Annotated in this window: 23 protein-coding genes; 2 read left to right on the forward strand and 21 right to left on the reverse strand. The window is 52.8% G+C overall.

Features of this window, described 5'->3' with window-relative positions; all coding sequences use genetic code 11:
* Nucleotides 1-211: 211 nt before the first annotated feature.
* The 5 genes from J2Z18_RS10940 to rnhB form a co-directional block, all read right to left on the reverse strand.
* Nucleotides 212-760, reverse strand: coding sequence for a hypothetical protein (locus J2Z18_RS10940; RefSeq protein WP_007132762.1), 549 nt, complete (start codon nucleotides 758-760; stop codon nucleotides 212-214).
* A gap of 395 nt (nucleotides 761-1,155) precedes the next feature.
* Nucleotides 1,156-1,533 carry a YraN family protein gene (locus tag J2Z18_RS10945; protein ID WP_007132761.1) on the reverse strand — a complete coding sequence of 126 codons (378 nt, stop codon included), beginning with the start codon at nucleotides 1,531-1,533 and terminating at the stop codon, nucleotides 1,156-1,158.
* Nucleotides 1,533-1,835, reverse strand: a complete 303-nt coding sequence (locus tag J2Z18_RS10950) for an EscU/YscU/HrcU family type III secretion system export apparatus switch protein (protein WP_007132760.1) — start codon at nucleotides 1,833-1,835, stop codon at nucleotides 1,533-1,535. Before J2Z18_RS10950 ends, J2Z18_RS10945 begins: the two co-directional genes overlap by 1 nt.
* A complete protein-coding gene (locus tag J2Z18_RS10955; RefSeq protein ID WP_210094702.1) occupies nucleotides 1,832-3,877 on the reverse strand; it encodes a TP0910 N-terminal domain-containing protein in 2,046 nt (681 codons plus the stop codon). Before J2Z18_RS10955 ends, J2Z18_RS10950 begins: the two co-directional genes overlap by 4 nt.
* A gap of 84 nt (nucleotides 3,878-3,961) precedes the next feature.
* On the reverse strand, nucleotides 3,962-4,609 hold the full coding sequence (rnhB, locus tag J2Z18_RS10960; RefSeq protein ID WP_083832665.1) for a ribonuclease HII: 648 nt from the start codon (nucleotides 4,607-4,609) through the stop codon (nucleotides 3,962-3,964).
* Between the two features lie 303 nt (nucleotides 4,610-4,912).
* Between rnhB and J2Z18_RS10965 the strand changes: the two genes are divergently transcribed.
* Complete coding sequence (locus J2Z18_RS10965) at nucleotides 4,913-5,794, forward strand: RNA polymerase sigma factor (protein ID WP_244869302.1); 882 nt, start codon at nucleotides 4,913-4,915, stop codon at nucleotides 5,792-5,794.
* Nucleotides 5,795-6,099: 305 nt separating this feature from the next.
* Here the strand turns inward: J2Z18_RS10965 and J2Z18_RS10970 are convergent, their stop codons facing one another.
* The 7 genes from J2Z18_RS10970 to J2Z18_RS11000 form a co-directional block, all read right to left on the reverse strand.
* Nucleotides 6,100-6,669, reverse strand: coding sequence for a YdcF family protein (locus J2Z18_RS10970; protein ID WP_144879740.1), 570 nt, complete (start codon nucleotides 6,667-6,669; stop codon nucleotides 6,100-6,102).
* A gap of 164 nt (nucleotides 6,670-6,833) precedes the next feature.
* On the reverse strand, nucleotides 6,834-10,646 hold the full coding sequence (locus J2Z18_RS10975; protein WP_210094805.1) for a GH32 C-terminal domain-containing protein: 3,813 nt from the start codon (nucleotides 10,644-10,646) through the stop codon (nucleotides 6,834-6,836).
* A 144-nt stretch (nucleotides 10,647-10,790) separates the two neighbouring features.
* Nucleotides 10,791-11,681, reverse strand: a complete 891-nt coding sequence (locus tag J2Z18_RS10980) for an ROK family protein (protein ID WP_210094703.1) — start codon at nucleotides 11,679-11,681, stop codon at nucleotides 10,791-10,793.
* 38 nt (nucleotides 11,682-11,719) lie between these two features.
* Nucleotides 11,720-13,183: a glycoside hydrolase family 32 protein gene (locus tag J2Z18_RS10985; protein WP_210094704.1), complete on the reverse strand. Its 1,464-nt coding sequence runs from the start codon at nucleotides 13,181-13,183 to the stop codon at nucleotides 11,720-11,722.
* A gap of 78 nt (nucleotides 13,184-13,261) precedes the next feature.
* The gene (locus J2Z18_RS10990) at nucleotides 13,262-14,860 is read right to left on the reverse strand and encodes an ABC transporter substrate-binding protein (RefSeq protein ID WP_007132089.1); all 1,599 of its coding nucleotides are present in this window, start codon (nucleotides 14,858-14,860) and stop codon (nucleotides 13,262-13,264) included.
* 43 nt (nucleotides 14,861-14,903) lie between these two features.
* Nucleotides 14,904-15,785: a carbohydrate ABC transporter permease gene (locus tag J2Z18_RS10995; RefSeq protein ID WP_007132090.1), complete on the reverse strand. Its 882-nt coding sequence runs from the start codon at nucleotides 15,783-15,785 to the stop codon at nucleotides 14,904-14,906.
* 16 nt (nucleotides 15,786-15,801) lie between these two features.
* The gene (locus tag J2Z18_RS11000; RefSeq protein ID WP_050954082.1) at nucleotides 15,802-16,731 is read right to left on the reverse strand and encodes an ABC transporter permease; all 930 of its coding nucleotides are present in this window, start codon (nucleotides 16,729-16,731) and stop codon (nucleotides 15,802-15,804) included.
* A gap of 485 nt (nucleotides 16,732-17,216) precedes the next feature.
* On the opposite strand from J2Z18_RS11000, the gene J2Z18_RS11005 reads away from it, so the two are divergent.
* On the forward strand, nucleotides 17,217-18,251 hold the full coding sequence (locus J2Z18_RS11005; RefSeq protein WP_007132092.1) for a LacI family DNA-binding transcriptional regulator: 1,035 nt from the start codon (nucleotides 17,217-17,219) through the stop codon (nucleotides 18,249-18,251).
* Nucleotides 18,252-18,378: 127 nt separating this feature from the next.
* Here J2Z18_RS11005 and ylqF read toward each other — a convergent pair whose 3' ends face one another.
* From ylqF to rpsP, 9 genes are all read right to left on the reverse strand, one after another.
* On the reverse strand, nucleotides 18,379-19,245 hold the full coding sequence (ylqF, locus tag J2Z18_RS11010; protein ID WP_007132093.1) for a ribosome biogenesis GTPase YlqF: 867 nt from the start codon (nucleotides 19,243-19,245) through the stop codon (nucleotides 18,379-18,381).
* Between the two features lie 58 nt (nucleotides 19,246-19,303).
* Nucleotides 19,304-19,915, reverse strand: coding sequence for a signal peptidase I (lepB, locus tag J2Z18_RS11015; RefSeq protein WP_007132094.1), 612 nt, complete (start codon nucleotides 19,913-19,915; stop codon nucleotides 19,304-19,306).
* Nucleotides 19,916-20,016: 101 nt separating this feature from the next.
* Nucleotides 20,017-20,361, reverse strand: coding sequence for a 50S ribosomal protein L19 (rplS, locus tag J2Z18_RS11020; RefSeq protein WP_007132095.1), 345 nt, complete (start codon nucleotides 20,359-20,361; stop codon nucleotides 20,017-20,019).
* Between the two features lie 228 nt (nucleotides 20,362-20,589).
* Nucleotides 20,590-20,733 carry a hypothetical protein gene (locus J2Z18_RS11025; protein WP_007132096.1) on the reverse strand — a complete coding sequence of 48 codons (144 nt, stop codon included), beginning with the start codon at nucleotides 20,731-20,733 and terminating at the stop codon, nucleotides 20,590-20,592.
* Nucleotides 20,734-20,808: 75 nt separating this feature from the next.
* Nucleotides 20,809-22,434: a collagen-like repeat preface domain-containing protein gene (locus tag J2Z18_RS11030; RefSeq protein WP_007132097.1), complete on the reverse strand. Its 1,626-nt coding sequence runs from the start codon at nucleotides 22,432-22,434 to the stop codon at nucleotides 20,809-20,811.
* Between the two features lie 229 nt (nucleotides 22,435-22,663).
* Nucleotides 22,664-23,479 (reverse strand): tRNA (guanosine(37)-N1)-methyltransferase TrmD, encoded by an 816-nt coding sequence (trmD, locus tag J2Z18_RS11035; RefSeq protein WP_007132098.1) that lies wholly within the window; start codon nucleotides 23,477-23,479, stop codon nucleotides 22,664-22,666.
* 3 nt (nucleotides 23,480-23,482) lie between these two features.
* Nucleotides 23,483-24,004, reverse strand: a complete 522-nt coding sequence (gene rimM, locus J2Z18_RS11040; protein WP_007132099.1) for a ribosome maturation factor RimM — start codon at nucleotides 24,002-24,004, stop codon at nucleotides 23,483-23,485.
* Between the two features lie 112 nt (nucleotides 24,005-24,116).
* Nucleotides 24,117-24,347 carry a KH domain-containing protein gene (locus J2Z18_RS11045; RefSeq protein ID WP_007132100.1) on the reverse strand — a complete coding sequence of 77 codons (231 nt, stop codon included), beginning with the start codon at nucleotides 24,345-24,347 and terminating at the stop codon, nucleotides 24,117-24,119.
* 21 nt (nucleotides 24,348-24,368) lie between these two features.
* Nucleotides 24,369-24,641: a 30S ribosomal protein S16 gene (gene rpsP, locus J2Z18_RS11050; RefSeq protein WP_007132101.1), complete on the reverse strand. Its 273-nt coding sequence runs from the start codon at nucleotides 24,639-24,641 to the stop codon at nucleotides 24,369-24,371.
* Between the last annotated feature and the right edge of the window lie 39 nt (nucleotides 24,642-24,680).

Here is a 24,680-nt window from a genome sequence, read left to right on the forward strand (position 1 = left end):
ATTGCGAAGAAAAAGAACATGGAGCTCGAATAGGATTTTGACTCAGAGACGAGTGCTTTGAACAAACAAGCAAGGATCGAAATCCCGCTCATCTAGAGTCGTGGACCCCGCCGGTGAAGATTCAACTCCGTAAACATGACAAAGAAGTCATGCTTGGAATAAAGTCCCCTGCACTACCGGGAGGTTTTGCAGGGCCTTACTCTTTTATTATTTACTTCATGCTAATCAGTCTGTTAATCCATCTGATCGTTATTTCATCCTTGACCTCTCGACTCCAATCGGAAAGGAACTGTAAATATTGTTCTTCTTCAGGCATTTTATGCAGTTGACGATGCACAATAGGATCAGCTTTTTCATCATCACTGTAATATTGGGGAAACCGGTATTCTTGTCCTTCCAGTGATCGATAGACATAAAAGCTGTACTCGATTCCCTCCACTACACAAAAGGCATGGCCTTGTACTCTCGGATCGCACCAGACATGGGTCCCCTTTAGCTTTTTCAAAGTAAGCAGGAACCCGTTCTTCTGCGCTTCCGTAACATGATAGTCATCCAAATAATATTTAGATGAGATTCGGTCAAAGTTCGTATCGACGATCTGGTAGTTGAGAATCACGTCGGCCCCCTTATGAAGAATGGGGTTAAAATAATCCTTCTGGATCCCGCCCTTATACTTGGATAATCGGCTCTTTACCAAGTAGTCGATATTACTGTGATCCAAATTCCGGCCAAAGGTTAATAGAAATCGCCTCTTTTCCACTTTTACTCCAATCCCCATTTTTGGAATCAAATTATACAACCTATCATTTTTACCCACTTTGTGATTACGGCTTTAAGTATAACAGGACCAATCATCTAAACAATAGGTCAAATTGCAGGTGAAAGGTCGCTTTGGATTCACATTAACGATAGCGGGAGCATGAAAAAGGTCCATTCCATTTGCAGCTTTCACCCTAAAAAAGGGCAATGGCTGAGCCGCATATCGGATCATTCCTATGCTCTCCATGCTCTCCGAGGCTTCTCCAGGAAAACGCTGATCCATTCCAGAGGTTGAAGGCTGTTGGATACAGTACGTAGATTTGAGCAAGCCAAAAAGGTGATCGGGTTTCCCCACCCACCACCTTCTCTTTCATTATCTCGTTCGGCCACAGTCCCTTAAAACGCATCCGGAATATGCTCCAGCGCATCTACCGTCATATCGTCACGAAGCAGGATCGAAATGACATCAAAACGAACCGGGGAGTCATGCAGCCTTTTGGAATGGACATACTGCTGTGCGGTATTTCGAACCTGCACAATTTTACGGGCATTCACGGACTCGGACGGCATTCCAAAGCCCGGCGCTCCACTTCGGCTGCGCACTTCAATAAAGATAAGCGCACCTTTCCATTCGGCAACGATATCCAGTTCGCCGAATCGGCATCGCCAGTTCCGGTCCAGCACCCGATAGCCCTTTCCCTGCAGCCAGATAGCCGCGGCTTCCTCGGCGGCTGCTCCCTTTTGCCTTCGGTTGTCCTTTCCCGCCTGCGGCATTATGGCATTCCCCCTTCCCCGGCTTGTCGATCCGCCCGATATACATAGGTCAGCACTTCCGCCACCAGCTGATACAGCTCCGGCGGAATCTGTTGATCCAAATCCAGCTTCGACAAAATTTCAACCAACGCCGCGTCTTCCTGTACCGGCACGCCATGCTCTTTTGCCTTCTCAAGGATCGATTCTGCCAGCTTGCCCTGTCCTTTGGCTACGACAACCGGCGCATCGCTCTCTCCGGGCGTATATTTAAGGGCGACGGCTTTCTTTCTAGCCGTGATAAGCCCATTTTGCTGCTCGTTCATATCCGCATGTCCACCCCTTTATAGGTCTGCGGCGTATAATCCGCAGCGGTGCCCTGCACCGCCTGTTCGCCGATCTGCTGCGGTCCTTCCGGCATCGGCTCGGTCTTGACGCTCAGCAGCTGATAGCCGATCGAAGCGATGCCCGAGGCAAGCTCCTGCCTCATGGCCTGGAACAGCTCTGCGGTCCATTCCTGATTATTCCGGAAGCTCAAGCTGACGATCCGGTCAACAACCTGCACATCGATCAAGGTATGACCCAGATGCTTCATATCCAGATCAAACAGCAGCCGGCAGTTGGTTGCATCCAGTTCTCCTTTGCGCCCCCTGCGCGACTGGATATGGACGGATGCGGTCTGCTCGCCACCCGGCCCGTGCAGGGGAATGAACATCGTGACTTGCGCAAACGGAGCCGTCCTGTCCGTATTCAGCAGAAGCTGCTGCCCCGTCAAATGCTGTACGATTTGTTGGGCCGCTTCTTTGAGTGCAGGCGGGGCATCCGGACTAGCGATCACCTGCAGCAGCACCCCTTTCAGCGAATCCTGCAGAGCCGCTGGCGATTCGCCGGCCGCTCCGGCTGGAGCGATCCCGGATGCGGGCGCCTGCAGCTGCGGAGATGCCTGTACCCTATTAGAGGCCGGCCCCTGACCGTTCACGCCTGACGCCGGGGCTTGCGATGCGGCCGGGTGGCTTGCGGGAGCCAAGACGAGGCCGCCGCTGTCCGGCCGGGCTGCCGAGGGCGATGCTGCCGCGCCAGCAGCAGCAGGTGCCTGCCCGCCTGGAGCAGCGGCAGCAAGCCCCCCGGTGCCGGGGGCTTGCCCGGCCGCGGCGCCTGCGGCGGCTTGCCCCGCTGGGCCTGCCGGTGCACCGCCGGCATTGGCGGCGGCAGGGCCGGCCGCCCCGGCGGACCCGCCTGCGGCCGGGCCGCCGCTTCCGGGCAGCGCTACCGCCTGCTGCCCGCCGGGCTGTGCGGCGCTCGCTGCGCGCGCCGCCTCTCCCGCGGGGCTGCTGCCTGCCCCGCGCAGGGCCTGCTGCTCGTGCTCCGCACCGAGCAGCTTCAACAGCCGCCCCACCCATGGCTCCGCGCCAGGGGTGGGCGGCTTTGGCGAAGGGCCTGCGGCCCCTTCGCCCGGCGCCGCCGTTGCCGCAGGCGCGGCGGCATGGCCTGCGGCCGGCGCGGCCGCGGGCTGCGCCGCGTGAGCCGGCAGCTGCGCAAGCTCGCCGCGCAGCTGGTGCAGCAGGCTCTGCAGCTTCGTCAGCAGAGCCTGCGGGCCGGCAGCCTGCGTTTGCCCGGCTGGCACTCCGCTGCCCGCCGCTGCACTGCCCTGGGCGGCCCCGGCTTGCGCGCTCGGCGCTGGTTCCGGCCCTTGGGTATGGCTTGGCATTGCTGCAGGTGAAGCCGCCGGGAAGCCGCTTCCTGCTCCGGCCGCCCCTCCGGCTGCGGTCCCCCCCTGCAGCGCATGCGCAAGCTGCCCTTCGAGGCTTTGCAGCAGCTGATGCAGCTGCGGGCCGAACACCGCCTGATGCAGTCCTCTCACACTCTCCGCGGTAACCGGCAGTCCACGGTGGAACGCAATCGCCGCCGATTCCGCCCATTCCGCGGCGGGCACTTGGGGAGGCTTAGCCATCATGGCTTCTTTAAACGAAGCGATATGCTCCTTGGTCAATGGGACTCCCGCTTGCTGCATGCTGCGGATCATTTCCCGGTTCTCTTTCGTATCCGGGAGTCCGGCGAATTCCAATACCTCCGACATTGACGATGGCGACAACGGCTGGCCGGGCATTTGAGATAACGGTTTAAGAACCGCGGTTCCCCCTTCACCCGGCGGCTGGACCTGAAGCAGCGCCGTTTCGCCGGCACGCAGCGGAGTCTCCAGCTTGGCCTTCACCTGCACCCCTTGAATTTGTACGACGGCTTCCTGCCCGTCATCCGATACATTCATTACAACTCCGCGAACGACCTGACCCGGTTTCAGCTCCAGCGCCTTGACGTCTCCCGGCTTCTGCTCTCCCAGCAGCCCGCGTATCAACGATCCGATGTTCACGATGCTTCCTCCAAACGTTCCTTTTCCTATTTATATCGGCAGCAGCCCGCCTTTTGACAAGGGCGGGCTGCTAGCGGGATAAAGTTAGAACAGCGATAATTGCTCGATCTCCATATTTTTCAGAAAGCTTCTTCGGTGCATCGGCGTAGGTCCGTGCAGCTGCAGCTGCTCCCGGTGCGTCTTCGTGGCATAACCTTTATGTACGGCAATCCCGTATCCGGGGTACTGTGCCTCCCATTCCCCTTCGCATAACCGATCGCGGGTCACCTTGGCGATGATCGAAGCCGCCGCAATCGACTGGCTGTTCGCATCTCCCTTGATGATCGCCTGCTGCGGGATATCGCAATCGACCCGTTCGGCATCGACAAGCAGGAACTCGGGAGTGACAACAAGCTGATCCAAGGCCATTTTCATCGCGAGCCGGGCGGCCTGCTTAATATTAATACGATCGATCGTCTCGGCATCCACTCTCCCGACGCCTACGGCCAGCGCCTGGTCCATGATCTGTTCATAGAGGGCATCCCGCTTCTTCGCGCTCAGCTTCTTAGAATCATTGATCCCCTCAATCACAAGACCCTCCGGCAAAATAACGGCAGCAGCGACAACATCTCCGAACAAACAGCCGCGCCCGACCTCATCAACACCTGCAATATGTAAATAACGGGGCCAATACTCCCGCTCGTACATCAATAAATCTGTCATTTGCGATAGCTCCTTAGTACTCCTATACAAAGCATGATGGCTTCACTCTAGCTTGAGGATTATTTTCTCGCTTTCTAGCAGTTTCGTACGAGATCGATCTCCCCTTTTACTAGAGTATCATATCCCTAGGCCAGCGTCATCCCATCCGATTGGATCGATCACCTTGGTTCGACTGGTTTTACCATCCTTCCATCTTGACATATCTTCTGATCGTGTCATGATTCAGGCAATGAAGGATAGGAACGATGTATTCATATATTTTTTTGCAAGTACGTGGCTTTTTGGTTCTCTTCGGTGTCTAATTCATTGTAAATCAAGAGGAGGTTCTATAAAATGGCAGGAGCTCAGGACACCAAGTCTGTTTATCCGGATAAGCAGGCTAGCATTACAAGCTTTGAAAGCACGTATAAGCTGTATCGTCAAAGAATCCGCACCTACTTTTCGGTGAAATTGAACCCCATGGCCGCGGATGATTTGACGCAGCAGATCTTTTTGAAGGCTGTCGAAAATTTTCACAACTTTAGAGCCGGCTCTAATGTATTCACATGGATCTTCAAGATTGCCCAGAATACGTTAAAAAACGAATATCGGAGACTGTCGCGAAAAAAAGAAGCTCCATTCGATTTTACGGCTTTCGAATCACAATCGATCTCCCTTGAATTTACGAAATATGTTGATTATCGGATTGATATTGGAGCCGCGTTTAAAGCATGTAATGAGCTCGACCAAGAAAGCATTGCATTACGCTTTTTTGTGGACTGCACGCTGCCTGAAGTCGCCAAGATCGTTGGCATGCGTGAAAGCGCGGTGAAGAACAGATTGTACCGCTCTCTGGAAAAACTAAGGACAGAACTGAAAGAATGGGGGGACATCACCATCATGTCGATTCAAGATTTTATTTCCATTGTCAATAAGGGTGACGGCGAGGGGACGCACCAGCGTCTGAATAAGGTGCATCATGACTTGTTCGTTGAACTCGGGAACCATGTTGAACGAGTCTCGTCGAAATACCATCACGATCCATTGCGAAAAGTAATCATTGAAATATACCCCGATCTGCCAACCTTCCATCGGGCAGTAGGAGAAGCCGATGCGCCGAATTGGTTTATGGACACTTATGAGGGGAATATTCTTAAAATCGTATCTCCGTTGAACCCGGGACCCGAGCATACGTATCAATCTATCTTGAAAAGTACCGTCCACTTGTTCAAATGAATTGAATAACGATACCTGGGACTTCGAAACGATGAAAGGATTTCAGTTCTCCTATAGGTTCGTGGAATTTGTGATTGAGCAATATGGAATCGATACGTTAAACGAAGTGATCCGTAATCCTCATGATTTTAACCGGATCTTCCAATGCTCCGAGCTTGAATTGCACCAGAGGATGGTTGATTATTTAAAAAGGTAATCAGTATACGAACACAAAAAGCCCGGCAATGTACCGGGCTTTTTGCTCTTCTTAGATTCTCGAAACGGGGCATCCATTTCCCCTTGACCGTTTGCCGATCGTTGAACTTCTAACTGTTGCTTCTACTCGACCCCAGTCGGTATATAGCCGGTCTGAAATACTTCCCTACTTTTTCAAGCTCGTTCATTACGTATTTGATTTTTTCTTCATCTTGATGCCAGTTGTCTTTAGAAGTCCCCGTCTTGTCGATCACTGGACTTACATAAAAAACCGTCTCGCTTGGAAATACAAATTGATAGGTTAAAAGCGCTCTTCGAGCATGGTAGTTTTTACAGACCAGTACTACCTTCCTGGGATGAATGCCATGTTGCTGCAATACTTCCAGTGACAAGCGCGCATTTTCAAAGGTGTTCGCTGCTTTATCTTCCTTCAGGATGGATTCTGGAGGAACGCCTAGTGAAACTCCAACATTTCTCAGAAACTCCCATTCCGTTGTTTCGACATGCGGCGTGGAGCCGCCAGAAGGCAGGATACATGGAGCGATGCCCTGATGAAATAACATTGCAGCCCTTTCCATAAGTTGAGGATGGCTGGCACCTGGTATTAAAATAACATCGGATTGGTCCACCTCTGATTCAAAAAACATGAAGTCGCTAATACAGTCGAATGGAAATGGCATCATAGCCCCTCCTGTCATTGGCTGCGTATTTTCCCCGTTTAGATTAACTAGTAAACGTTCGAAACGGCCCTGATTTATATTCATTCCTTACAGGATACCGAAGGGAGGAAACGAACATGTTTTTCTTATTCGACATGGCGTCCTCATGTTCCTTGCTATTTGAGTTACGGCGTCTCCAGCCTCCACGCTTGCCTGCGCTGCCCCGCCGGTTCGCCAAGCTGGAGCTTCGTGCCGTCTTCCGTCACTTCCAGCGCTTGCCCGTTATGGGGAGAAACAATAGCCACGGTTCCGTCCTGATTGGGTTCAAGCCTCCAGCGCTGGTTGTTGAATCCGAGGTAGCTGTAAAGTTGAAGCCGATTTTGGCCCGTGTCCAAATCCAGCGCCTTCCCTTCGAGCGTTCGAATCGAATAGGTCCCGCTCCCTGCCGGAACGAGCACCCACTGCTGATGCTCCGATCCGTCAGGGGCTTGCACCGTAACCGGCTCCCCGTTCTGGGAACGATCTGCATGCAGCGCTTTGGGCATGGCGGCATTTTCAATCTTGGTCACTTCAAGCTCGGCATTCGACATATGGCTGGCATAGAGATGCTGGAAAGCCGCTTGGCCGCCGAACACGTGCACGCCGAAGCGGCCTTCAGCAAATGTGCCGTCCTCCAAGTCCGCGAGCTCCTGGCCATCCACCTCTACCCGGATATGCGGTCCGTTCGCCTCGACTTTAATCCGATACGTTCTTCCCGACTGAAGAAACGACGCCTTTCTTGCGAGCACCTGGCGCTCCTCGAACCTCCCCTCCACCTTGTAAAACAGCCGGATCGCCTTGAGATTCGGATCGAGATTCACATAATATCCGCTGCGACCGTCCCTACTGGCACGGAATAGAAGGGATCCGGCACCCCCGCTGTCTCCAAGCCTTATTTCTCCCTCATACGTAAAATTGCCTGCGGATACGTCCGACATATATGCGGCATCGCCGGTATAGCTGCCCCGGATGCCGTCCTTGGTCAGCACCCATCGGGATGCGGATACGTCCGACATCCAACCGGTAAGGTTCGTATGAAAGACGCCGCTGGTCACATTCACGCGCGTGCCGGACGATACTTTTCCGTTCGGCGTCGAGGCGGTAATGAGGGCAGTTCCCTCTCCTTTCGCCACGATGACCGTGCTCGAATGTCCAGATGACGTTACCTCCGCAACCTTTGGATCGCTCGACGACCAAACGATCCCGTCAGCCCCTTTACCCTGTCCGTTATCAATGGAAGCAAAGAGCGGTTTGGTCTGTCCCAAGGATAGCTCAAGCGTCTCGGTATCCATAACGACCCGCGGCTCTTTCGCCTCATCCTCCCTCCAAATATGCTGCAATGCATGGACTTGAAGCGATACCACCTTCACCTTCCCGCCCTCACTGTAAAAGCTCATGCCTCTGCTGGCCGGATCCGGGAAGATGACATCGGAGAATACGACCCTGCCGTCATTGCCGAACACTTCTACCGAGGATTCATCCACCAATATTCGCAGCTTGATCCGGTTGCCTTCAGGCTTGAGCGGGGCTTCGTGCAGCGTAGAGAACAAGTCTGAGAAATCCGTCATGCCGGATGCGGAGCGGTCTACGAACATCTTGCTGCCGGCTGCGCGGTAACCGACAAGCGTCCTCTGCCCGTCACCTTCACGCAGCCGGAACCCAAATTCGGAGGCGGCTCCGGTTGGCGGCAGCTCCAGCTCCGCCTCGATTTCATAAGCGCCTGATGTGATCCCTTTGAGCAGATTTTCGCCGGAAGTCCCCACCTCGCGGTTGGTGATGTGCAGAACGGGGCTTCGGAGCTGAGCGAGCTCTTCAATCGGAGTCTGATGCATCCGGATTCCCTCCTCCGTCTCCTTAAGCGACACTTGTCTCGGAATGCTCAGCTGCCCCTTCCACCCCGTTGTCGGAAAGCTGAAAGGATAATCCCAGTTGGTCATCCAGGCCAGCATGATCCTTCGCCCGTCCGGCATATCGGAGAAAGACATCGATGCATAGTATTCTTTGCCCCAATCCGTCTTCAGGACAGTGCCTGCCGGATTGTCGTTAATGAATTTGCCTTCGGGCGTCAAGTCACCGATGAAATATTCGGCATCGGAGCCCTGCGTGTTCGGATTGGCACCGGTGCTGATCATCAGCACCCATTTGCGCTTTTTGCTCCCTTCGACCGGAAGCTGAAACAGGTCCGGACATTCCCATACGCCTCCGCGGATGTAAGCTCCGTATCCGAATTGATCGGTCAAGGTCCAATTCAGCAGATTGGTAGAGGTGAACAACCGGATATGGTCGCCGCCCGATACAACCATCACCCAGCGATTATTGGCCTCATCCCGGACGACCTTCGGATCGCGGAAATCCCATCCGCCTGGGTCCTCGCCGGTCTTCCCCGGATTTTCAATGACAACGGGATGCTCTTCCGAGTACTTCCATGTCCGTCCGCGGTCGGTGCTGTATGCTAGGCCGATTTTTTGATTGCCGTTATGCCGGTCCGGATTGTAGGAGGTGTAGTAGGCGATCAGTCCTTTGCCTCCGGAGCTTCCGAACAAACCCGAAGCGTTCGTTGTATCGGCAACCGCGGAGCCGGACCAGACATGACCGAGATCATTCCATGGCAGGGCAATCGGCAGCCGTTTCCAATGAATCAGGTCCCGGCTGACGGCATGCGCCCACTGTCCGCCGTCCTGGTGAAAGAGATGATACTCCCCTTCAAAATATACCAGTCCGTTCGGATCGCTTGCCGAGCCCCGAATCGGACTGTAATGATACTGCGGCCGATACTTCTCGGTATAGTAGCTGGCATAGGGCGTTATATAAACGTCTTGAAAATAAGCGATTCCGGAGCTGGCCATAACACCGTGATATCCGCTAGGGAAGGCCGTATCGACCATGTCGATCGCAGCCGGCTCATAACCGTCTACGAATATTTGAATCCGTTCCCCGATCGCTTTTACTTCCAGATGATGCCGGCTTTCCCGTTGACTCGGATAAGTCACACGGGATTCGTGAAGGATCGTCCCGTCGGCCTTTTTTAAATAGACCCTTACCCGCTCCCCCTCTCGCTGAAGAACAGCGGCATACCCTTCCGTTCCCTGCGCATTGCTTCTGAATAATAAGCCGGCCGAGCCTTGCCCGTTCAGGATCAGATCGCCTTCAAGCACAACATCCGCCTCTTGGTTCCGGAATACTTTCTTGGCTTCCAGCCCGTCCGCTCCCGTGCCCTTGAGCCCCTTCAAATCCGGCTGCCATAATCCTTGGGAGGAGATGGGCTCCAACGTATTGCCAGACATATCGCTGACTCGGATGTTTTGAAACAGCGCTGAACCGTTCCAGACGTGCAGCCCGAGGCGGCCCGTCCGATGCGCAGCGGCTTCCGTATCAATGACCGGTTCATATTGCTGCCCCCAGTAAACCTGAAGCCGGGTTCCTTCCGCTTTGACTCTCAGATGGTATATGTCTCCCGGTTTCGCTTCGACCTTCCGTTCGACATTAAGGACACCTTCCCCGCCGCTAGCATCCTTCAGGCGGATAACGCCGGCACCGAGAGCGAGCTGCAGCATGTACGAGCTCCACCCGTCTTCACCGGAGCGGAACAGAAGGGTGGCATCTGCCTGGGGATCCGTTACCATAACATCGGCCTCATAAATAAAATCGTCGGCGACCGTTTCCGATATGGCCATCACATTCTCTTGCGGATCCGATGTTAGCCGAAGTCCCTCCCCTGTTACCTCCATCCGCCCTTTGCCATGCAGCTTCCATCCCGTTACATTCGAGTTGATTGCGCTTTCATTAATCATCGCGCTTTTCCCTTCTGCAGCTTCCGAAGCTGCGCTGTCCAGCTGGGTAACCAAACTGGCATGGGTATCCAAGCTCGAATTGGAAGCGCCGAACGATATTGCTGCGTTCGAAGCAGCCATCACGACAGCCAAGCTTAGAGACAGGATTAATTTTGCGAACCATTTCATCATACTCCCTCCAAATCCAACCTTGTATTTAAAACTTCCCTATTCGCAGCTGATGATCTTGCACTCCTTTTTCGTAATCTTCCCCGTCCCTATGACGAAAGCTGCCCTGCGGCTGCAGAGCAGCCATCGCATAAGAAAACGCTGCTAAACGGCGGAACGGCGGTCTTGAATCGCCTTTAATCCCAGTGCCAGCGCACCGTAAAGTCCGGCTTGAGAGCCCAAACCGGGTGGAATGATATATTCCTCGATCCGGTTCATAATTTCATCCGCCTGCACATAGCCGTTTAATATCCGTTGAACTTCGGAACGGACCAGCGGAAACAGATGGGCCTGCTGCATGACGCCGCCGCCCAGAATGATCTTCTCCGGGGAATGCGTCAAAATGATCCCTGTAACGGCCTGGGCGATATAGTAGGCTTCCATAGGCCAGGCCGGGTGGTCTGCCGGCAGCTGATCGCCTTTCAGGCCCCAGCGCGCTTCGATCGCCGGGCCGGCAGCCATGCCCTCGAAGCAATCTCCGTGATAAGGACAAGCCCCTGCATATTCATCGTCAGGATGGCGTCTTATCAGGACATGGCCTCCTTCCGGATGAACCAGTCCATGGACGAGCCTGCCTTCGGCATATACGCCGACCCCTACGCCGGTACCGATCGTTATATAAACGCAGCTGCCCAAGCCTTTTGCCGCTCCCCACACCATTTCGCCGTAGGCTGCCGCGTTCACGTCCGTATCCCAACCGTATGGCACATCATAATGTTTCTTCAGTTTCCCGAGCACGTCGCAATGTCCCCAGCCCTGCTTCGGCGTCGTTGTCACGAACCCGTATGTAGTGCTGCTGGGCTTCAAATCGATCGGGCCGAATGAACCGATGCCGATCGCATCCACATTTTTTTCGCTGAAATAGGAAATGACGCGGGACAGCGTAACATCCGGATGCTCTGTCGGAAATTGGACGACATCCTCCATGATCCCAAGCTCATTGCCAACGCCGCAGAGAAACTTGGTGCCTCCTGCCTCAATTGCTCCGATACGCATACCTTCATGCTCCTAACCTGGCTATATATTTTTGCGTGTTACAACGATAATTCGTAGAGACGAAGAGATCGGATCACTTCTGCTTGCTCGGCGTTGTCCGCTTCTACGGTCAAGCCCATCGATGCTTTATCCGGATAGATCAGGTCCGTGAAGACGATCTGACCGCCGCCTGCAAACACTTCGACGGAGGAACGGTCGACCAATATCCGAAGCTCCACATGCTCATCCTTGGTTTTCAATGGCGCTGCGTGTCTTCCGGGAAACGCAGGGTGAAAATCCGAGATGCCGGACCTGGATCGATCCACATAAACCTCGGAAGCCGGGCCGCTGTACCCGATGACCGTCTCCTGCTCCGGCCCGGTTCTTATTTTAAACGCAATGGCGCTGTCAGCTTTGATGACCGCATGGATTTCATAGCTGTCCAGCCGGAGCTTCGACAGCTTTGCAGCCACCGTAGCTGCGTCTGCCCGCTCAATGGACACAACCGGTCTCCGGTAACGCTCCAGCTCACGCGCCGGCTGCTGAATCAGTTCGGCCACGCCGTCGCGTTCTTCCAGCTCCAGCTCTCGTACCGTGGTCATGGCCCCCCGATAGCCGGAAGTCGGTGTCTGGTTTGCATACTTCCAGTTGCTCATCCAGCCGATAAATAGACGCCTGCCATCGGCTTCCGGGATATCCGACCAGCTGACGCCGGCATAATTATCCCGTCCGTGATCGAGCCAGCGGATCCGGCTAGCCGACGCTTCATCGGGCTTAAAGCACGCTCCGTCGAACTCACCGGTAAAAAACTGCGTTCGGGAGCCTTCGGCATACGCCGGATTGTCGCCGATGCTAACGAGCATCACCCACTTCGTCATCCCTTCGCCGACCGGCAGCGGGAACAGGTCCGGACACTCCCATACCCCGTCGTGGGATCCGATCCCTTCACCGAACTCGCTTCCAAAAGCCCAATCCTTCAAATCAGGAGACGTAAAGATGCAGACCGTCTGTCCGCATGCCACGATCATGACCCATCTCTTCGTCTCTTCATGCCAGAATACCTTGGGATCGCGAAAGTCAACGTAGCTCTCATGCTTCAGTACCGGATTTCCAGCATATTTCGTCCACGTCCTCCCGCTGTCTTTGCTGTAAGCGAGGCTTTGATACTGCTTGACTTCGGTGCCGCCGGCAGCTTCGACATGATGCGTAAAGATGGCAACCAGTCCCGGCTCGTCATCGAAGAACCCGGTCGTATTGTGCCAATCGACAACGGCGCTTCCGGAAAATATCATGCCATGCTCATCGGGCAAGAGCGCGATCGGAAGCTCTTCCCATGCCACCAAATCCTTGCTGACCGCATGCCCCCAATGCATCGGTCCCCAAGTCGTACCGAACGGATGATGCTGATAAAATAAATGGTACTCTCCCTTGAAAAAGACCATCCCGTTCGGATCGTTCATCCAATTCTGCTTCGGGGAAAAATGATATACGCCCCGGTAGTTATCCTGTGTAATCGTTGACATGATCTGTGCTCCTTTAGTTGTAGTCATATAAAAGAGCAGCCGTGAGCCATATTCGGAAACCGCACGGCTGCTGAGTCCTTATTTCGTGCTGCGATCATATCCCGCCTGTTTGATGGACAGCCATTCCTGCAGTCCAAGACGATCCAGCTCCTTCAGATAGTCATCCCATTCCTGATCGATTTTTCCGTTCTGGTACCATTCGGTGCGCATTCTCTCCAGGTACGGGAATAAATCCGTTTCGATGGTGGACAACCGGTCCAGCTCCTCGATGGAGAAGAACACCTTCGGATACGTATTCTCCGCTTTCATATGCGGTACCATAACATCCTTCATCAGCTTCAGCCTCCATGCCGCGTCATCCGGCATCGTGGTATATTTGCCGTAATATTCGTCGAGGATTGCGAGCGGCCCCGCAATGCTCGTTTTTTGACGCAGTTCGACCGGGGCGGTTCCTTCAAGCGGAAGATGCTTCAGCATTCCCTTCTCCTCGTCCAGCTCGAAGATATTCTGCTGCGTATCGTCTCCGTATGTCCCCCAGTTGTTCTGTACCGACTGCAGCGGCTCATACAGCTGATCGACCCATTTAGCGGTCTCTTCCAGATGCTTGTTGCTGCTTGTAATGACCATTCGGCCGCGGTCAAGACCGATTCCGTTCGTTCGGGTGACATTCTTCTCCCCGCTCGGACCGGCAAGCGGCGGCATCAGATCATAGGCATCGTTCATGCCGGTAATGTTCGCTTTATCCCAAGTGAAGTACAATCCGTATCGATGGTCTTTGCCTTTGGCGAGATAGGTGTTCCAATCCTGCTGGAACGCTTCGATATCGATAAGTCCTTCCTCGTACAGCTCGTTCACAAACTTCACGGCATCTTTATAGCCTTCTTCCGCTGCGGTGAAGACGACCTTTCCATCGTCGGTGACCACGGTATGATCCCAGTTCTCTCCAAGCCCGAATGATGCAAAAAGGAAGGTCAGATCCTCGCCGCCCGGCTTATTGATGAACGACAGCGGAATTTCATCCGCTTGCCCGTTTCCGTTCGGGTCCTGCGTCTTGAACGCGATCAGCACCTCTTTCAACTCCTCGGTCGTCGTTGGCATCTCAAGCCCGAGCTTGTTCAGCCACTCGACATTGATCCACGGGAAGTTATCGACCGATTGAATGCGCTCCTTGCCGGATCCCAGCTCTTCGATCCACGGAAACGAATAAATATGTCCATCCGGTGCCGTAATCAAACTTCGGTATTCCGGGGCTTGCTCCAGCACCTTTTTGAAATTCGGCATATGCTGGTCGATCAAATCCTCGACGGGGATGATGACCCCGTCCTTGGCCAGCTTCAGCAGATCGTAATCGCCGTATCCGGCGTCAAAGATCGCGTCCGGGAGATCGCCGCTGGCTACGGCCAAATTCCGTTTCTCCGCAAAAACGTCGCTGGTGTAATTTTTCCAGTTGATATGAATGCCCGTCTTCTCCTCCAGCCGCTTGTTAATCAATTTGTCGTTCGGGTCGGCCGGCGCAAGCGGCGAGCTTTGCGTCAGGAAGTTGAGCGTTACCTTCCCGTCCGGCGATTCGCTCTCCGCCTTGCCGCCCCCGCCGCAGCCGGAAAGGAGCAGCAGCGCAGCGAGCGCCGATATCGACATGACCTTGCCTGCGGTTCTTTGGGTTCTTGTCTTTTTCATTCGAATGACCTCCATATCATTGCTATTTATGCTCAGGGGGTGCCTATTTCAAGGAACCGACCATGACGCCTTTCTCGAAGTATTTCTGGAAGAACGGGTACATGACAAGCAGCGGAAGGCTTGAGATGACAATCGCGGAGTACTTGATCATCTCGGACAGCCGCTTCAGCTCTGCCATGGCAAGCTGGTCGTTGATCATGCCGGGAGCCGCCTGGTTTTGGATCAGGATCGACCGGAGCACCAGCTGCAGCGGGTGCAGCTTCGGATCCTCCAGGTAGATCATGGCATCGAAGAATGCGTTCCATTGGCCGACAAATGCATATAGGGCAAGGACAAAAATGATCGGCTTCGATAAAGGCAGCACGATTCCGAAGAAAATCCGCTTATCCGATGCTCCATCCACATTGGCCGCCTCTTTCAGCTCCTTCGGGATGCCCTTGAAGAAGGTTCTGGACAAAATAATATTCCACACGTTGACGGCTCCAGGTATGATGACAGCCCATACCGTATTCAGCATGCCCAGCTCCCTTACCAGCAGGTATGTAGGAATCAGTCCGCCGCCGAAGAACATCGTGATGATAAACAAGGTCATGAATACATGCCGGCCGGCGAGCCTATTTTCGGAAAGGGCATATCCGGCACAGACCGATACGGTTACGGTGACAAACGCAAAGGCTGCCGAATAAAACACGGCGTTCCCGAACCCTCGAACCATCGCGGGATTGGACAGAATTTTTTTGTAGCCTTCGAGGCTCCAATCCGACAAGTTAAACGAGAGTCCCTTGCTCAGCAGCACCGTCGGATCCATAAACGAAGCCACGACAATGTAAACCAGCGGCACGACGACGATGAGGACGGCAAGAGTAAGAAAAATTCCGATGATCGTTAACAGAAAACGGTCGAACCGCGAGTGCTTGACGGCCATACAATTTAACTCCTTCCTAGTAGAGGCCTTCTCCCTCATTTAGTTTCTTGACGATGAAGTTTACCGAGATCAGCAGGATGACGTTAATGACCGAGTTAAAGAGTCCCACCGCGGCGGAATAGGCATAGTCACCCGATTGCAAGCCGACCTTGTACACATAGGTTGCGATAATCTCGGAAGCCGGAAGGTTCATCGAGGTTTGCATCAAGTAGGCCTTTTCAAACCCGATCGACATGATGCCGCCGGCCGCGAGAATGAATACGATGGCCATGATCGGCCGGATCGTCGGAAGATCGATGTTGCGGATTCGTTGGAGCAGATTGGCGCCGTCCAGGCTAGCAGCGTTATGCAGCTCCGGATCGACGTTCGCGAGTGCCGCCACATAAATGATCGATGCCCATCCGGCTCCCTGCCAAATATCCGATAATATATAAATCCATCGGAAATACTCCGGCTTCGACATGAACATGAGAGGCTCGCCCGTGATCCAGATCACGAACTGGTTAATCGGACCGGTCGGCGACAAGAAGATGAAGAGCATCCCGACAATGACGACAACCGAAATAAAATTGGGGGCGTACAGGAAGAGCTGAATATTTTTCTTCACGGATGCTCTGCGGATCTGATTCAGCATCAGCGCCAAAATGATAGGCACCGGGAAGCTGAAGATGAGGCCGAAAAAGCTTAGTTTAAGCGTATTCATAAAAATGACATCGAAATTAGGCGAAGATAGAAACTTCTCGAAATGCTTCAGCCCCACCCATTCGCTCCCCAAAATCCCTTTGATCGGGCTGAAGTCCTTGAAGGCAATGATCGCGCCGTACATCGGCACATATTTGAAAATAAGGGTCAGTATAAGCGCCGGAGCAAGCAGGATGTACAGAAAGTAGTTTTTTTTCAGGAATTCGAGCCCCTTCCCCGCGGATCGCCTCTCTCTGCGCACCATAGACTGTTGATCGATTTCTGCCGAGCTTTCCAAACCTTCTACCTCCGTTTCACTCAAAAAAGTTTACAGTAAGGGTTTTCATTTTCCCACTGCGGTTGTTCATTGCTTTTACAATTTAACAAAGGATGCCCAACGAGTCAATAACTTTTGTAAATTTATTTTTGTGCATTTGATAATAAATAAATGTTCAATATGTTTAGCTTATACACTGAAATGTCTGTTAAATCATGAATTAAAGCTTGGTAGGGAACGCCCCCCCAAACCCCTTGTTAAGTGATACATAATAAAAAATCCAGGCTGATTGCCCTGCTTTATATCACTTTATCAGCGTGTGTAAATGTAAATATAATTGTGCATTTGTAAAGTTTAAGTTGCTATTTTGTCTGATCTATTATACATTGGACATAAGGTAATCAAGCCGCAAGTCATAACGGCCGCCCTGCGGACTTTAGGTTTGAATTTGAATTCGAGGTGAACTCCCGTACATGGCAAAAGAGAAAGTCACAATCCAGGACATCGCCGATGCGCTCGGCATTTCTAGGAACACGGCGTCCAAGGCGCTCAACGGCAGCGCCAGCATCCCGGACGAGACCCGCAATAAGGTCATTAAGAAAGCGATCGAGCTAAAATATAAGCAGTTTGCGTACATGGAATCGGACAATCTTATGACAAAACCTCCGGGCAATATCGCATTGCTCACGGCGAATATGCCGAGCAACTCCCACTTTGGCTCACGGCTCATCAGCGGATTGGAGAAGCGGATCAGCGCCGAAGGCTATAATTTATCCATTCATATCGTCAGGGACATCGATCGGGCCTCGCTCATGCTGCCCAACAATTTCGAGGCCTCCAAGGTGGACGGGATGATCTGCATTGAGCTGTTTGATTTGGAGTACAGCAAGAAGATTACAAGCCTCGGCCTGCCGACCATCTTCATCGACTGCGCGGCAGACCTGTTCTACCCTGATCTGGAGGCCGACCTGCTGCTGATGGAGAACGAGCACAGCACGTACCGTTTAACGAAGCAGCTGATCGATAAGGGGTGCAGAACTTTAGGATTTATCGGGGATTATCATCATTGCAAAAGCTTCCATGAGCGCTGGACGGGCTTCACGCGCGCATTGAACGAGAAGGGCATTTCCTTGGACCTTAACCAGTGCGTCTTGAACCCGGACCGGGAATTTTTCTCCGATTCCGATTGGATGGACAAGCGGCTGGGTGAGATGAAGCATCTGCCTTCCGGCTTCGTATGCGCCAATGATTTTATTGCGGTGAATGTCATGAAAGCGCTCAAAAACAAAGACCTTCACATTCCGGAGGACATCGTCGTCACCGGATTTGACAACGCCAACGAATCGCGCATCGTTGAGCCTCATTTGACGACGGTCCACATTTACAGCAACGAAATGGGGATTACGGCAGCAAACATGCTGTTATCCCGGATCAAAGAGCCTTCACAGCCTTACCAAGTCACCCATATCCAGACCAAGCCGATCTTTCGCGAATCGACAGGGGACTAAGGATTGCCAGCTCTTCACTATTCTTCAGGACAAAAAAAACCGACCTGTCGGCTAACACCGAAGGACGGTTTTTTTTGATCTTTACCGGGCTCGCAGCTCTTGCATGCGAACGGTTATGATGAACGGCTTAATATGGGGATTCCATGGAGTAGCGGCCCAGCTTCCCTGCACGCAGCTCGCGCAGGAAGATGCTGGAGGCCTTCTCCAGATCCACCCTTCCTCCGCTCACGATGCATCCCCGCTTCCGGCCGATGGCCTCCATGACGGACACGATCTCATCCGGATTCTCGAAATCGCTCGGACGCTCCTTCAGATCGAAGCGCTCGCTCATCGCGTCCCAATAGTACTTGGAGAAATATTTGATTGCAAAGAACGCAATATCCTCCACGTTCAAAATTTCCTCTTTGATCGCTCCGGTCACGGCCAACCGGTATCCTACATTCTGATCCTCGAATTTCGGCCACAGGATACCCGGGGTATCCAGCAGCTCCATCTCGCCGCCGGTAACCTTGATCCATTGCTGGCCCTTGGTGACTCCCGGCCGATCTCCCGTCTCCGCAATGTTCCGGCCGGCTAGCCGATTGATCAGGGTAGATTTGCCCACATTCGGTATGCCCACGATCAAGACGCGCATCGCGCGCGGGTTCATGCCCTTGGCGATCTGCTTGTCGATCTTCTCCTTGAGCAGCAGCTTGATCTGGCCGGGAATCTCCTTGACTCCCGTTCCGGTGGAAGCGTCAACCGGGAAGGCCGGCTGTCCTTGTTCTTTGAAATAAGCGATCCACTGCCGCGTAACTTCGGGATCCGCCAAATCGGCTTTATTCATGAGCATCAGCCGCGGCTTGCCCTGCAGAATCTCATCAACCATCGGGTTTCGGCTGGAGAGTGGAAGCCTGGCATCGATCAGCTCGATGACCGCATCGATGAGCTTCAGCTTCTCCTGAATTTGGCGGCGCGCTTTGGTCATATGTCCGGGGAACCATTGTATTGTCAAACGTCGTCACCTCACTATACTCTGAAAACAACTTGTACTGTAAACTAGATCGAAACCGTTAATGATTGACGATCCCAATATCTTTCAGCGGCCAAAAAACCAAATCGGCCCGACCAATAATATCCCCCAAAGGGACATATCCAATCATCCGGCTGTCGGTGCTGTTCGACCGGTTGTCTCCCATCACAAATACATGCCCTTCAGGCACGACCCCTTCCGTTACGAAGGAATTCGGGAAATCCGTATTGTTGTATAATCTGCCTTCAGCATGGGCCTGATCAATTGCTTCCTGTATGTAGGTTTCATTGATTTGCTCTCCATTGACAAACACCTTATCGCCTTCCACTTTTACAGTGTCTCCTGCAACGGCGATGACACGCTTAATGAAATCCCTGCCTTCGTCCGGTACATGGAACACAATGACTTCCCCCCGCTCCGGCTTGCGGAAATCGTACAGGATCTCATTTACGATCAGCTTTTGATTGGATACAAAGTTAGGCTCCATAGATGGACCTTGTACGATAAACGGTTTGAAGAGAAGCCAGCGAATCAGAACAACGAGTACCAGCGCGATGAGAAGTGCCTTCAGCCATTCCAATAACTCATTCTTTGCCTTCTTGGCTGGTTTCTCCACACCAGGATCCATTGCTCCCTCATGATTTTTCTGCATAATCCACCGTCCTTCTCTAACGATTACTTCGTTCTATCGCAAATTTTGGATATACAAAAGGGGCTTGTATATACGCACAAGCCCCCTTTACCGCCTTGTAATTAACGACGAATTTCTTTAATTCTCGCTGCTTTACCGCGCAGTTCACGAAGATAATAAAGCTTCGCACGACGCACTTTACCACGGCGAGCCACTTCGATTTTCTCGATTTTTGGCGAGTTGATTGGGAAAGTTCTTTCCACACCAACACCGTAAGAAATTTTACGAACTGTAAAAGTCTCACTGATTCCGCCACCGCGACGTTTAATTACTACACCTTCGAACAGCTGGATACGCTCACGAGATCCCTCGATAACCTTAACGTGCACTTTCAAAGTGTCACCAGGACGAAAGCTCGGAATATCCTTGCGCAGTTGTTCTTGAGTAATCGCTTGTACGATATTCATCTAGGACTCCCTCCTCTCACACAGGCGTTCTTGCATCTTCCGGAAATCATGTATTGTTTCCTTCATTATCCGCAGCGGACCACCGTACTCACAACAAAAGAAATATTAACATATTTTATGGGCTGAATCAAGTGAAATTGTTAATCAGCCTCCTCGGTCATCCATATCCTGGCATCGCCGAATTAAAAAACCACCGCCGGCTAACACCGAAAGTGGCTTTGGGATTCATTAGTTTACGGATTCTTTTGTATCCTGGATGCCTTTATGGCGCTTGCTGTAATATTCGAGGATGTCGTCCACCGTGCGGAATTGGACATCGGCATTTTCGTTTTTTTCGCTGCTGGATTCGTAATGATTGGTACGTTCCGTCATTTCCGTATACCTCCTAGTACTTCTCGTTGATCACAAATACTTATTACCCAACAGATAGAACGATGCACCAACAAACTAATTTCTGATTTTGGATATCGATAGTTGGGAGGCTTTTACCGTTACTGCTGCCTCCGATCGATTATAAAGGGCAAGGGTATTGCCAACACTACAATTCAAGACGGCGGATCCTGACACTAAGGCTTTGCCCGAATTCGAAGAAAGGCCTGCCGTGCCGCTCTTATTACCATCGATTACAATCCCGAACGAGCTAGGCGCTGTTTGGCCGGGCGGGAGTGATATCCTCCATTCCAAGTAGTAAAAGCCCGCTGACCTAATCGTTAACGAATCGGTGCCGTTAAAAGACACCCCTTGCAGTGTACTGGCGGTAAAAGCGACAGGCGAATGGGGCATGACATGCTGGCTTCCGCCATCACCGGTATACAGCACGGTGCCTCCGACCACCGGATCGGATACGCCCGATCCTGCCGGTCCGGTCGCTTCGATACGGGCAGGATTTGCTTGATCCGTTTCGCTTTTCTGGCCATGCGGTCCCCTTGAGCTGGATGCTCTTGTAGACTCGGCATCCTCAATCGATTCAGAGGCCCCTGCAGGCCTGTTTAAGCCTGCTGAACCGGTAACCGCGACTGGACGATTCACTGCTCCTCCGGAGGCGCTGCCAGGTCCCTGCTGAGGCGCAGGCGAGACGGTCTCTGTTGTTCTCGCTTCCTCTTCCCCCGATCCCTCCTCCGGTTCTGTTGGAGCTACCGGTAATGTCTTCCCCTCAGGAACGGTCGGCCCCGACATCCCTATTGCAGCTGTGCGCCCCTGGCCATCAGCGATACCTGGCTCCTTCTCATGCCTTCTCTGCAAGCCTTCTGGGTGCTCCTGGACGGTATCCTTCCGAGCAGCCTCTGAACTTGTCCTTGCGGCAGGCAGTAAAGCGTGCGGTGCCGTTTCCGGAGCATTGGCTTGCTTATCCTGCTCAGCGATTTCCCCCGCATGCGCGTGTGCGCCGCTCATCAGCTGTTGATCTAAACGCTCCGATACCGTTTCCGACTCATTAGGCTGCTGAAGCGTATACATCTCTTCCGTAGACTGCTTGGGCAGTGCAGGCTGCTGAGAGGAGTCGTCGTCGAAGCGGCCCGGCTGTTCGTCCATCTCTTGCACGACGGCGCTAAGACGCATTCTCGTCCCCTGTTCAGCCTCTTTATCAGCTGCTGTACGATCAAGCCGGGACGGGTTCGTCAGATTCACTGGCTCTGCTTGATCGGTGCCGGACATTCCCTCTCCCGGAGCAACATCCTGTAAACCGGTTAAAGCCTGGATAATCACCTCTCCAACACCGATGCGCTCCCCGTAAGACCGAATCAGAGCAAGCACGGCATCGATTCTCGTCCATATATGCGGCAAGTTATTCGTATTGGGAATCGTAGCTACCTGCTGCACACTCTGCCGGAAAACCCGTCGCTCCTTAGACGTAAATCCCATCCCGGAGACAAGCTCATTCAAGCTTTGCAGCGTCGTCTTGATTCTGGTAAAATCCTCGTATTCCGGCTGCTGCGCGAAGGCGTTGAGCAATCCTGCTATCTGCTCCGTCAACGTAATATACTGGGTCAATTGCGCCTTCCTTACTCGAATTGTGCCTGTTCCAACCTCCTGGATTCCTGCTCTCAGCCGCCCGCCGTTTCTTCTCCCCCGCATAAGTCCTTCTCACCCCTACGCTCCGTTGTCGCTCCCCATAAAACTACTTAAAGCACAGTACTCATCCTTATAGAATATGCCGGCAACTGAAGCAGCCGTGCCATGGACACCGTACGATTTCATGACCCTCTCAACAAGTCAGACTATCATTACTGTATGTAAAGCACGGCCTTTGTATTATGAGAAAAACGAAAAAAAGGCCCTTTTACTCCAGGCCTCTTTCTCAATGCTATGATTCGGTTGGTGCTTCCGCTTTGCTGCGCAGCTTGTCCAGAAAGGCTTGATCCTTCTTGGACAGCTCAAGCCGCTCCAGCAATTCGGGACGCCGCTGCCATGTGCGCAGAAGCGCCTGCTCACGCCGCCATTGGTCGATATTGGCATGATGCCCGCTGAGCAGAATATCCGGGACCTTCCAGCCGCGGAATTCAGCCGGTCTGGTATAATGCGGATATTCAAGCAGTCCGGTGCTGAACGAGTCCGTTACGGCCGATGTCTCATTGCCCAGCACACCAGGCAGAAGTCTGACGACGGAATCGATAATCACCATGGCCGGCAGCTCCCCGCCGGTGAGAACATAATCCCCGATGGACAGCTCATCGGTCACGAGATGTTCCCGAATTCGCTCGTCATAGCCCTCATAATGACCGCAGATAAAGATGAGATGCTCCTCCTGCGACAGCTCCTCCGCTTTGCTCTGGGTAAAGGTCTCCCCTTGCGGGCACATCAGAATAATCCGCGGCCGCTTCTGCTCTCCGGGTTCCATGAAAGCATCAGCATTCGCTTGGGGCGAGTCCTGTCCCTCCGGAAGCTCTGTCCTTGACAAGATATCCTCCACCGCTGCGAAGATCGGGTCCGGCTTCAACACCATACCGCCTCCCCCGCCGTACGGAGTATCATCCACTGTACCGTGCTTATTGCCCGCATAAGGACGGAAGTTGATGGCGTTCAGCTTCACAATCTCCTTCTCGGCAGCCTTGCCCAGAATACTCGAATGAAAAACGCCATCGAACATCTCCGGGAACAGTGTCAACACATCGATCTTCATTGTTTATAACAGCCCTTCCATCAGATGAACACGTACCAGCTTGGCTTCTTTATCCACATCTAGCACGACATCAGGGATTGCCGGAAGCAAAATCTGTTTGCCCTTCGGTGTCTTTACGACCCAGACATCATTAGCACCCGGGGTCAAGATCTCGGAGATGACGCCGAGTTCCTCGGGCGGCTCCTCATCCGTGACGACACGGCATCCGATGATTTCATGGAAGTAATACTCGTTCTCCGGAAGCTCCTCTTGAAGATCGGCCGTAATTTTCAAGAGAGCTCCCTTGAATTTCTCGACCTCGTTAATGCCGTGAAGCTCCTTGAATTTCACAATATACATATTCTTATGAAAGCGGGACGTGTCCACCGTCACCTCAATCGGGCTTCCCTGCTCCGGAACGATGTGCAGCTGACTTTTGCTCGCAAATCGCTGGTCTGCAAAATCCGAATACGGCATCACTTTGACTTCTCCGCGAATGCCGTGCGTGTTTACGATTTTACCTACCGTAAGTAACTTCTCTGACATGGTGTTCCTCCTGCACACATAATGAATGATCGCTGACATGAGGGTAACCCCGGTTTCTTCAGCATGTACGAAAAAGGGCTAGGACATGCATCCTAACCCCCTTTCGTATATTTTAAGAAATGATATCAACGGTCACCCGTTTATCCATTTTGACTGCCGCTGATGTTACGACTGTACGCAGTGATTTGGCAATACGCCCCTGCTTGCCTATGACCTTCCCGACATCGTCAGGATGCACGTGCAGCTCATATACAATCAGATGCTCCTTCTCAACTGTCTTTACAGTCACATCTTCTGGATGATCCACTAAAGCCTTAGCAATAACGCGAACTAATTCTTCCATAGATAACCCTCGCGATCAGTCTTATTTCTGATGCTTCAGCTCATGGAACTTCTTCATAACGCCCGCTTTGCTCAGCAAGTTGCGAACGGTATCGGATGCTTGCGCACCGTTTTGAAGCCACTGAAGAGCTTTTTCCTCATCGATCTTAACTTCAACCGGTTGTGCAACCGGATTGTAATAACCGATTTCCTCGATAAAACGACCATCACGCGGGGAACGGGAATCAGAAACCACCACGCGGTAGAAAGGAGCCTTGTGAGCACCCATGCGTTTCAGACGAATACGTACTGCCATTTCAACATTCACCTCCTTCAACAGATGTCCTTGCATCTA

Source organism: Paenibacillus lactis, from assembly GCF_017873605.1.
GTDB lineage: Bacteria > Bacillota > Bacilli > Paenibacillales > Paenibacillaceae > Paenibacillus_AQ > Paenibacillus_AQ lactis.